Here is a 10718-nt window from a genome sequence, read left to right as displayed (position 1 = left end):
CGTTTTATTTGAAATAGCACAATAGGTTAATTTATAAGGAGGAAACCGGACCGGTGAGAATTGAGATGCCCTATGAGGCGGAATGGATCATTGACAATATACGAAGCCATGGATACGAGGCATTTATCGTCGGAGGCTGTGTCCGGGATGCAGCCCTCGGGAGAATTCCGGGGGACTGGGACATTACAACCTCCGCAAAGCCGGAGCAGGTGAAGGAGATCTTCGGGAAAACCGTGGATACAGGCCTTAAGCATGGAACGGTGACGATCATTAAGCATGGAAGCGGCTATGAGGTCACCACATACCGGATCGACGGGGAATATCTGGACGGAAGACATCCGGAGACGGTTGAGTTTACGCCGGATCTCAGGGAAGATCTAAAGCGCCGGGACTTTACGATCAATGCCATGGCATACAGCCATGAGACGGGGATCGTGGATGAGTTTGAGGGCATGGAAGACCTGAAGCGCCGGGTGATCCGGTGCGTTGGCTGTGCGAAGGACCGGTTTACGGAGGACGCGCTGCGGATTCTCAGGGCAGTGCGGTTTGCGGCACAGCTGGACTTCGTGATCGAGGATGAGACGTACAAGGCCATTGCTGAGATCGCGCCGAACCTCGTCCATGTGAGCAAGGAGCGGATCCAGGTGGAACTCACGAAGCTTCTGCTGTCGGATCATCCGGAGAAGATCTGGATGGTGGACGCGACGGGGATCGCGGAGTATGTGACGCCAGGATTTACGGAGGTGTTTGAACGGGAACTGGAGAGCAGAAATTCCATGGATCCGTTAAAAGAATGCTGGGCTGGCATCGCTGCGCTTCCGGCGGACAAATCCCATAGATGGGCCGGTTTCCTGCGCCATATGACAGCGGAGCAGGCGGTGAAGATCCTTCGCGGATTAAAGCTTGACAATGATACTATTGGAAACGTAAAGAACATGATCACGGCATTCCAGGCACCGCTTGCGGTCGATAAGGTCGAGATCCGGAGACTTTTAAGCCGGGTGACGGAGTACCAGTTCCTTGGAGCCATGCAGCTAAAGAAGCTGGACGGAGATGAGACAGTTCCGGGGATCCTGCGGCTTTTTGAGGAGATCAAAGAGGCAGGAGACTGTGTGAGCCTGAAGCAGCTGGCGGTCAACGGAGGCGATCTTCTCGCAAAAGGTCTGGAAAAAGGAAAGCAGATCGGCGACGGGCTCATGTACCTTTTGAATCTGGTGCTTGAAAAACCAGAATTAAATAAAAAAGATATATTATTAGAGAAAATCAATCAATTTAAAGAGAAATAAAAATGTCAGTAGGGACATCTGCAGAGAATTTTGCAGGTGTCTTTTTTTGTGCAATAGGAAATTCCAAGGAATTCCCTATTACATAAAAGGCACTAACGTGTCGATGATGCGCACTCGCGCGAAAATGTAGGTTGTCGCAAGCGGCCGCGCGAGGCGCGAGAAGGTGCCAAGGCACATTTTTTTATTTAACGGCGGGCAGCCAGAAAGCAGGAAAAAACGTACAGGCCGTATTCTGGAAACAGGGGAATAATCCCCCCTTTCATTTCATATCTTGTGCAGAAGGAAATTCCGGCAGCAGGATGAGGGCCGGAATTGTTGTCGATGGAAAAGGTCAGAGCAGGATATGGGGGGATAGAATCGTGATCGACTGGAAGGAAGAGGCGGAGAAGACGTACGGATTTCGGGTGGATGTGCTGCGGAGAGGACGAGGATCCTGGATCCTTGAGACGGATCTGGGACTGCGGCTTTTAAAGGAATATCGTGGAAGTGTGAACCGCCTGGAGTTTGAGGAGGCGGTTTTGCAGTCTTTAGATGGAATGGAGACTCTGAAGGCGGACCAATATGTGAGAAATTCTGAGGGGGAGCTGTTGTCGACGGCGGAGGATGGGACCAGATATATCGTGAAGGAATGGTTCGCGGACCGGGAATGTGACCTGAAGGATGAAAGAGAGGTATTGTCGGCGGTGCGGGCATTGGCGCTTCTGCATCGGCAGTTCCGCATGATCAAACGGCAGGAAACGTGGAATATGAGATCCATGATCTCACTGCCGCTCTTTGAGGCCATGCGCCGCCATAACCGGGAGTTAAAGAAGGCGAGGACATTTATCCGCGGAAAGCGGAAGAAAAATGAATTTGAGCTTCGAGTGATCGGAAATTTTGAAATTTTCGCGGCCCAGGCCGTGGAAGCAGAGCGGGGCATGGAAAGGCTGTATGAGATTCACGGAAAAGAGATCGCAGATGGGTACGCGGTCTGCCATGGGGAGCCGGATTACCACCATATCCTGATCGGAAACGGATACACGGCGGTGACGGAGTTCAACCAGATGCACCTGGGTGTCCAGATGGAGGACCTGTATTATTTCCTCAGGAAGATTATGGAGAAGCATGACTGGAATGAGCGGCTGGGGAGGCAGGTCATGGAGTCCTACGAACGGGTGCTGCCGGTCTCGGAAGTGGAGCGGCAGGTGCTTTATTACCTGTTTTTATATCCGGAAAAGTATTGGAAACAGATCAATTTTTATTACAACGCCAACAAGGCCTGGGTGCCCGCGAAGAGTACGGAGAAGATCAGAAAGCTGGAGGCTCAGCAGGAGGCGAGGGAGAGCTTTATACAGACAGTTATTCAAGGCGTGTAAGGAAAAAGCCAGGAGATCGGAATTACGGATAAAGAGCAAAAGACTTGCGGAACCAGAGGATAGTGTGATAAGATATGGTATAAAAATGTGGCCGTGAGCGGAAAAATAGTACGGTCGGCAGCAAAGGAGGAAGTCCCATGAAATGTCCGTTTTGTGGTGCCCAGGATACAAAGGTCATCGACTCGCGTCCGGCTGATGATAACAGCTCGATCAGACGCCGACGTCAGTGCGAGGAGTGCGGAAAGCGCTTTACGACATATGAGAAATTAGAGACACTGCCGCTTATGATCATCAAGAAAGATGATTCCAGAGAACCGTACAATCGTGCGAAGATCGAAAACGGAATCCTTTTGTCATGTCATAAGCGTCCGGTCTCCTCGGACCAGATCACGAAGATGATCGACGAGATCGAGAAGCAGATCTTCAGCATGGAAGAGCGTGAGATCCCGTCCGTGACCATCGGCGAGCTTGTCATGAAAAAACTCAAGATGGTGGACGAGGTTGCATACGTCCGTTTCGCGTCTGTCTACAGGGAATTTAAGGATGTGAACGCGTTTATGGATGAATTGGCTAAGTTCTTAAATAATAAATAACAGCAAAAGAGGCGGTTTGGCTGTGCACCGGTCTGCAAAAGGGTCAATGAATGACGTTGTTCACCCGGATAAAAACAGGAGCAGGTATGGCTGAAGTGCTGAATTAAGGGTAATATTATGTTTGAAACATTCTATCCGGGGAACTATGTGGACAGCGCATACGAGATCCCGTACGAGAAACTTTATGAGAGAGGATACCGGGGAATCATCTTCGATGTGGACAATACCCTGGTTCCCCACGGGGCACCGGCGGACAAGCGGGCGATCGAGCTCTTTGAGCGGCTCCGCGCCATCGGCTTTTCCACCTGCATCCTTTCCAATAATAAGGAGCCGCGTGTATCACCTTTTGCGGACAAGGTGGGAAGTCCCTATATTTTTAAGGGTGGGAAACCGTCGAGAAAAGGCTACGAGCGGGCTATGGAGCGGATGAAAACGGACCGTGATACCACTTTTTTTGTCGGCGACCAGCTGTTTACGGACGTCTGGGGCGCAAACAGGACAGGCCTCTATTCGATCCTTGTAAAGCCCATCAATCCAAAAGAAGAGATCCAGATTGTCCTGAAACGGTATCTCGAGGCGGTAGTTCTCATGTTTTACAGGAAACGATTGAAAAAAACGGGGCGGACAGCCGGGGATTTTTGCAAAAAATAGTTGAAAACCGTTGGAGAATAGTATAGAATAGGATAGAATCAGCGATAAGCGTGAAATTTGAAATGAAATAATTGGAAACAGTTTTAAGGAGGATTATCATTTATGGTATCAGCAGGTGATTTCAGAAATGGCGTTACACTTGAAATCGATGGACAGGTTGTTCAGATCTTAGAGTTCCAGCACGTAAAACCGGGTAAGGGTGCTGCTTTCGTTAGAACAAAATTAAAAAACGTTATCAATGGCGGTGTAGTTGAGAGAACATTCCGTCCGACCGAGAAATTCCCGGCAGCAAGAATCGACCGCGTAGATATGCAGTATCTGTATGCAGACGGTGACCTTTACAACTTCATGGATGTTAACACATACGAGCAGATCGCATTATCCACAGATGTTGTAGGTGATGCATTAAAGTTCGTTAAAGAGAACGAGACAGTGAAAGTCTGCTCCTACAATGGCAAGGTATTCTCTGTTGAGGCTCCGTTATTCGTAGAGCTCGAGATCACAGATACAGAGCCGGGCTTCAAGGGCGATACAGCTACAGGCGCAACAAAGCCGGCTACTCTTGAGACAGGCGCTCAGATCAACGTTCCGTTATTCGTTAACCAGGGTGACCGCGTTAAGATCGATACACGTACTGGTGAGTACCTTTCCAGAGCTTAATCCACGAAGTATTATAACCCCAGGAAACCTTATGTTTCCTGGGGTTTTCGTTCCATAAAACGCTGTAAAATACGCACAACCAGTAACGTAATAGTAACAAACTAATAACACTGTGTTCATGAACGCTGCCAGCCCATATCCTGGCGGCTTTTTGTCATTGTTCACGGGTGGGAATTTTCTGAACTGAAAATTCATCTTCTTCACGAAAAATTGCGTAACCGGTTGCCAATTGGGTAAAATTTTCTTATAATGGAAAGCACAGAGAAAGGAAGTGAACACATAATGGAAGGTCGAAGTCATACGATGGAAGCAGACGCACACCCTGAACCAGTGGCAATAGGCATGACAGGGACGATCTGTTATGTGCATTGCCGAATTTAACTGTACAGGAGCTTGTGGACCGGCGCAGGGGAAATGCGGCGGCTGCAGGTGTCTTTGCTTCCATAATCGCGTGAAAAGATCAGCAAAATGCTGAGTGAAAACAACTGATTATGGGGGAAAAGAAAATGCCGAATGATGGAAATGAGACATTTGACATGGAGCATCTTCTGGATCTGGCGAAGGAGAAAAAGTACCGCCTGTTAAAGGAAGAGCTTGTGGAACTGAACGAGGTGGATATCGCGTCGTTCATCGAAGAACTGGATTCCGAGCGTACGGTCATCGTGTTCCGGATGCTGCCGAAGGCGCTGGCGACCGAAGTGTTTGCCGAGCTTCCGGTGGACAAGCAGAGTCACATTATCAACAGCATCACCGATAAAGAGCTTTCCGAGATCGTGGAAGAGCTTTATGTGGATGATGCCGTAGACCTGGTGGAGGAACTTCCGGCAACGGTGGTCCGCCGTGTCCTTCAGAACACGAAACCGGAGACGAGAAAACTGATCAACCAGTTCTTAAACTATCCGGAAAACACAGCCGGAAGTATCATGACGGCTGAGTACGTCGGATTAAAGAAGACTATGACGGTGGAACAGTGTTTCGCCTATATCCGTCATCACGCGGTGGATTCCGAGACGATCTACACCTGCTATGTGATGGACGAAAAACGAATGCTGGACGGCGTTGTGACGGTAAAGGATCTTCTCCTTCAGCCCTATGAGCGTCTGGTGGGCGATATTATGGACACCCACGTCATCAAAGCCCAGACGACCGATGACCAGGAGCAGGTGGCGGACACGATGAACAAGTACGGTCTGCTCTCCATGCCGGTAGTTGACAGTGAGGACCGCCTTGTGGGAATCATCACCGTTGACGATGTCATGGAAGTCATGGAAGAAGAGGCCACCGAGGACTTCGAGAAGATGGCGGCGATGCTGCCGAGTGAAAAGCCGTATCTAAAGACCGGCGTCTTCACATTGGCAAAAAACAGGATCCCGTGGCTTCTGATCTTAATGCTTTCCAGTACGATCACCGGCGGAATCCTCGTAAAATATGAGAATGCCTTTGCGGCAATCCCGCTTCTTGTAAGCTTTATCCCGATGCTTATGGATACCGGCGGAAACTCCGGAAGCCAGAGCAGCACCATGATCATCCGTGGTATGGCTATCGGCGATGTGGAGCCTTCGGATATCCTGAAGGTCGTGTGGAAGGAAGTACGGGTCGGCGTGATCGTTGGATTTGTCCTGGCGGTGGTAAACTTTATCCGTCTGATGATCCAGTATCCGGGCAACACGATGATCTGCGTGACCGTCGTGATCAGCCTGTTCTGTACGGTCATCGTTGCGAAGACGATCGGATGCACACTGCCGATCGGGGCGAAGGTCTTAAAGCTTGATCCGGCGATCATGGCGTCACCGATGATCACGACGATCGTGGATGCGGTGAGTCTGATGGTGTACTTTAATCTGGCTTGTCATTTATTAGATATGACGGTATAGAAAAAAAGAATGTCTGTCTGCGGAACTATCCGCGGATAAATATATATCAACAGGAGATATGGATTATGGAAAAAATCAGAACAAGATTTGCGCCGAGCCCGACCGGCCGGATGCATGTAGGTAATTTAAGAACAGCTCTTTACACATACCTGATCGCAAAGCATGAAGGCGGAGATTTCATTCTCCGTATTGAGGATACAGACCAGGAGCGCCACGTTGAGGGTGCTGAGGGAATCATCTACCGCACACTGGAAAAGACCGGACTGATCCATGACGAGGGTCCGGATAAGGACGGCGGCTATGGTCCGTATGTCCAGAGTGAGCGCCAGAAAGCCGGAATCTACATGGAGTACGCGAAAAAGCTTGTAGAAAAAGGTGAGGCATATTACTGCTTCTGTACCCAGGAGCGCTTAAATTCATTAAAGAAGACCGTAAACGGTGAGGAGATCATGGTATACGATAAGCACTGCCTGCATCTTACCAAAGAAGAGGTAGAGGCAAACTTAAAGGCAGGAAAGCCGTTCGTTATCCGCCAGAACAACCCGAAAGAGGGAACTACAACATTCCACGATGAGATCTACGGAGATATCACGGTAGACAACGCAGAGCTCGACGATATGGTCCTTATCAAATCCGACGGATACCCAACCTACAACTTCGCAAACGTTGTGGATGACCATCTGATGAAGATCACACACGTTGTCCGCGGAAACGAGTACCTTTCTTCCTCCCCGAAGTACAACCGTCTCTACGACGCATTCGGCTGGAAAGTTCCGGTATATGTACACTGCCCAACCATCACAAACGAGGAGCACAAGAAATTAAGCAAGAGAAGCGGACATTCCTCCTTCGAGGATCTTCTCGAGCAGGGCTTTTTAACAGAGGCGATCGTAAACTTCGTTGCCCTCTTAGGATGGTCCCCGACAGACAACCAGGAGTTCTTTACTCTTGAGGAGCTTGTAAAAGCGTTCGACTACCACAATATGAGCAAGTCCCCGGCTGTCTTCGATATGACAAAGCTTCGCTGGATGAACGGCGAGTACATCAAGAAGATGGACGATGGGAAGTTCTTCGAGCTTGCAAAGCCGTACCTTGAGGCTGCGATCAAGAAACCGTTAGACTTAAAGAAGATTGCCGGAATGGTGAAGACGAGAATCGAGACACTGTGCGATATCGCGGATCAGGTCGACTTCTTCGAGGAGATGCCGGAGTACAGTGCGGATATGTATATCCATAAGAAGATGAAGACAACAAAGGAGAACTCCTTAGAGACATTAAAGGAGGTTCTTCCGATCCTTGAGGAACAGGATGACTTCAGCAATGATGCCCTGTTTGAGGCTCTTTCCAAGTATGTTGCCGATAAGGGCGTAAAGACTGGTTTCGTTATGTGGCCGATCCGTACAGCGGTATCTGGAAAACAGATGACACCGGCAGGCGCTACCGAGATCATGGAGATCATCGGAAAAGAGGAGTCCCTGACACGTATCAGGAAGGGAATTGAGCTGTTGGAGGCTGCTGAGTAATTTGTAAATCGCGTAACGGTGAGAGGACTGAACAGTCTCAAAACCGCAATACGATCAAGCGGCGGACCGGGCAGAAACAGACAGAAACCTGACCGGAATGGATAAATATGGATTTTAATAAAGCACAGATGACAGCTCTGGAGCACCGGGATGGACCGATGATGGTCTTAGCGGGTCCGGGGTCTGGAAAGACAACAGTAATTACACACAGAATCAAGAGACTGCTGGAGGCGGGCGTTGACCCCTCCGGCATTCTTGTCATTACGTTCACGAAAGCGGCGGCCGCGGAGATGAAGGAGCGGTTTCTCAGACTGGCGCGGGAGGAAGATGAAAAGCGGAGAAAGGCGGGGAAGAAGGATGATCACCTGCCGAAAAACGGATGGAGTCTGCACAGGCCGGAAAAAAGCCAACAGAGTGCAGCCGAGGCCAGGCAGCGCGCGCAGGGAGCCGGAAATTCTTTGGAAGCCGCGGGCAGCCGTGTGAGTTTCGGAACCTTCCATTCCGTCTTTTACCACATCTTAAAGTGGGCGTACCGCTTTCCCGCCGGAAATGTGATTAGCGGGGAGGAAAAGCGGCAGTATTTTAAAAAGTTTCTCGATGAGTCCGGGATGGAGGTGGAGGACGAGGCGGAGTTTATCTCCTCCATCATCAACGAGATCAGCTACGTGAAGGGCGAGCGCCTTGACTTAAAATATTACTATTCCCAGAACTGCCCGGAAGAGTGGTTTAAGAAGCTCTATGACGGGTACGATGAGATGCTGGAGCAGACGGGAAAGATCGATTTCGACGATATGCTCGTCATGTGCCATGAGCTGTTCACGGAGCGGAAGGACATCCTGGCTGCCTGGCAGAAAAAATTCAAGTATATTCTGGTGGACGAATTCCAGGACATCAATCTTTTGCAATACCAGGTGGTGCGGATGTTAGCGCTGCCGGAAAATAACCTCTTTATCGTCGGGGATGATGACCAGTCCATTTATCGGTTCCGCGGGGCGAAGCCGGAGATCATGCTGGGATTTGAGAAGGATTTTCCGGGGACGAAGAGAGTTCTTCTTGGAACAAACTACCGGTCCACAAAGGAGATCGTGGAGACTTCGCTGAAGCTTATTGGGCACAATAAGGTTCGCTTTGAGAAGAAACTGGAGCCGTTCCGGGGATCCGGGCGGCCGGTGGATTTCAGGGTCTTTGACAATCCGGGACATGAGATGGACACGGTGGCACAAAGCATCCGGGCGTATCATGACGCCGGGTATGCCTGGAACGAGATTGCGGTGTTGTTCCGCACAGGGGCAAATTCCGGGCTGATGGCGGAGCGGCTTATGGGGTACAATATTCCCTTTCAGCTCCGGGATGTGATCCCAAACCTCTATAGTCACTGGATCGCGAAGGACCTCTTTGCCTACATGGAGATCGCGGCGGGCAGCAGGAAACGGTCGGATTTCTACCGGATCATGAACCGTCCGAACCGGTATTTCAGCAGAGACGCCTTTGATACGCCGACGGTGTCCTTCGACCGGTTAAAGTCCTTTTATCAGGACAGGGACTGGATGGAGGACCGGATATGCGACCTGGAGGCGGATCTCAGGACCATGTCGAGACTGAAGCCTGTGGCAGCGGTGAATTATATCCGCAAAGTCATCGGATATGACGATTATCTCAGGTCATACGCGGAGTTCCGGAGAATGAAACCGGAGGAACTTTTCGAGACAGCAGACAAGCTGGCGGAGAGTGCGGCGGAGTTTGAGACCTTCGAGGCCTGGAAGGAACATGCGGTGCGGTACGAGGAAGAGTTGAAAAAGCAGAATCTCGAAGAGACCAGGGAAGCGAGAGACCGGGTGACACTGTCCACGATGCACAGCGCGAAGGGGCTGGAATATCCGGTGGTGTTCGTGGTGGATGTGAATGAGGGGATCGTTCCGCATCACAAGGCGGGACTCCCGGCGGATATCGAGGAAGAGCGGCGGCTGTTTTATGTGGCCCTGACCCGAGCAAAGGACCGGCTCCATGTGGCGGCGGTGCGGGAGCGGTATCACAGGAAGACGGATGTTTCGCGGTTTATCGGGGAAGCAGGTTTGTAGAGGATTCAGAGAGGAGCCAGAGTCATTGCGGCTTAGGCCGCCGGAAAGGCACCATAGCAGAGAACAGTTCTTTCCTGCTGTGAATGCATGAAGAATGGAGGAGACAAATGGGACTTGTCCATATTTATTGTGGTGACGGAAAAGGAAAGACCAGCGCAGCGATAGGGCTTGCGGTCCGGGCAGCGGGCAGCGGTAGGCGTGTCGTGATCGCGCGGTTTTTAAAGACAGATAACTCCGGGGAAGTGGAGATCTTAAAGAGACTTCCGGAGGTGACACTGATCCCGTGCCGGAAGAACTTTGGCTTTGTCCGGTCCATGGATGAGGAGACGAAAAAAGAGTGCGCGGATTATAACAGAAATCTGTTTTTGGAGGCGGCAGAGCTGGCGAAAACTGCGGATCTCGTGGTCTTTGACGAGATCATGGCGGCGGTGAACTACGGGATGGTACCGGAAAAGGACATCCTGGATTTTCTGGAAAACCGGCCGAAAAAGGGCGAGCCGGATGGGCTGGAAATTGTCCTTACGGGGCGGAACCCGTCGGAGTCGTTACTTGGGGCGGCGGACTATGTGTCGGAGATCTGTAAGAGAAAGCATCCGTTTGACAAGGGAATCATGGCACGACGCGGAGTAGAATACTGATGTTACTGTGCGTGGGCAGGAATTTTCCGGACTGGAGATTTCGTACAATACAGTGGTGGT

Annotated in this window: 9 protein-coding genes; all 9 read left to right on the top strand. The window is 50.6% G+C overall.

Translation table 11 applies throughout. The features are described 5' to 3' along the window. The first annotated feature begins 53 nt into the window (after positions 1-53). The 9 genes from DXA87_RS16930 to DXA87_RS16890 all read left to right on the top strand — a co-directional run bounded on the left by DXA87_RS16930 (position 54) and on the right by DXA87_RS16890 (position 10658). Positions 54-1286 (top strand): CCA tRNA nucleotidyltransferase, encoded by a 1233-nt coding sequence (locus DXA87_RS16930; RefSeq protein WP_117505452.1) that lies wholly within the window; start codon positions 54-56, stop codon positions 1284-1286. A gap of 359 nt (positions 1287-1645) precedes the next feature. Beyond that, positions 1646-2641: a spore coat protein CotS gene (locus tag DXA87_RS16925; RefSeq protein WP_117470953.1), complete on the top strand. Its 996-nt coding sequence runs from the start codon at positions 1646-1648 to the stop codon at positions 2639-2641. A gap of 137 nt (positions 2642-2778) precedes the next feature. Further along, a complete protein-coding gene (gene nrdR, locus DXA87_RS16920; protein ID WP_117470946.1) occupies positions 2779-3234 on the top strand; it encodes a transcriptional regulator NrdR in 456 nt (151 codons plus the stop codon). Between the two features lie 117 nt (positions 3235-3351). After that, entirely contained in the window at positions 3352-3885 is a 534-nt protein-coding gene (locus DXA87_RS16915) for a YqeG family HAD IIIA-type phosphatase (RefSeq protein ID WP_117505451.1), read from the top strand. Between the two features lie 102 nt (positions 3886-3987). Continuing rightward, positions 3988-4545, top strand: coding sequence for an elongation factor P (gene efp, locus DXA87_RS16910; protein WP_015555065.1), 558 nt, complete (start codon positions 3988-3990; stop codon positions 4543-4545). A 506-nt stretch (positions 4546-5051) separates the two neighbouring features. Continuing rightward, a complete protein-coding gene (gene mgtE, locus DXA87_RS16905; protein WP_117470944.1) occupies positions 5052-6419 on the top strand; it encodes a magnesium transporter in 1368 nt (455 codons plus the stop codon). A 65-nt stretch (positions 6420-6484) separates the two neighbouring features. Next, positions 6485-7942 (top strand): glutamate--tRNA ligase, encoded by a 1458-nt coding sequence (gene gltX / locus DXA87_RS16900; RefSeq protein ID WP_117484204.1) that lies wholly within the window; start codon positions 6485-6487, stop codon positions 7940-7942. A 107-nt stretch (positions 7943-8049) separates the two neighbouring features. After that, positions 8050-10020 (top strand): ATP-dependent helicase, encoded by a 1971-nt coding sequence (locus DXA87_RS16895; RefSeq protein WP_117505450.1) that lies wholly within the window; start codon positions 8050-8052, stop codon positions 10018-10020. Between the two features lie 107 nt (positions 10021-10127). Then, on the top strand, positions 10128-10658 hold the full coding sequence (locus DXA87_RS16890) for a cob(I)yrinic acid a,c-diamide adenosyltransferase (protein ID WP_117470941.1): 531 nt from the start codon (positions 10128-10130) through the stop codon (positions 10656-10658). The last annotated feature ends 60 nt before the right edge of the window (positions 10659-10718 follow it).

Origin of the sequence: Desulfotomaculum sp. OF05-3 (genome assembly GCF_003435535.1) — a bacterium.
Lineage (GTDB): Bacteria > Bacillota > Clostridia > Lachnospirales > Lachnospiraceae > Pilosibacter > Pilosibacter fragilis.
This window is presented reverse-complemented; position numbering and strand designations above follow the sequence as displayed.

Excerpts from the sequence above, each read along its gene's own strand:
- DXA87_RS16890 (WP_117470941.1), top strand. The coding sequence starts at position 10,128 with ATGGGACTTGTCCATATTTATTGTGGTGACGGAAAAGGAAAGACCAGC.
- DXA87_RS16895 (WP_117505450.1), top strand. The coding sequence starts at position 8,050 with ATGGATTTTAATAAAGCACAGATGACAGCTCTGGAGCACCGGGATGGA.
- mgtE (WP_117470944.1), top strand. The coding sequence starts at position 5,052 with ATGCCGAATGATGGAAATGAGACATTTGACATGGAGCATCTTCTGGAT.
- nrdR (WP_117470946.1), top strand. The coding sequence starts at position 2,779 with ATGAAATGTCCGTTTTGTGGTGCCCAGGATACAAAGGTCATCGACTCG.
- DXA87_RS16915 (WP_117505451.1), top strand. The coding sequence starts at position 3,352 with ATGTTTGAAACATTCTATCCGGGGAACTATGTGGACAGCGCATACGAG.
- efp (WP_015555065.1), top strand. The coding sequence starts at position 3,988 with ATGGTATCAGCAGGTGATTTCAGAAATGGCGTTACACTTGAAATCGAT.
- gltX (WP_117484204.1), top strand. The coding sequence starts at position 6,485 with ATGGAAAAAATCAGAACAAGATTTGCGCCGAGCCCGACCGGCCGGATG.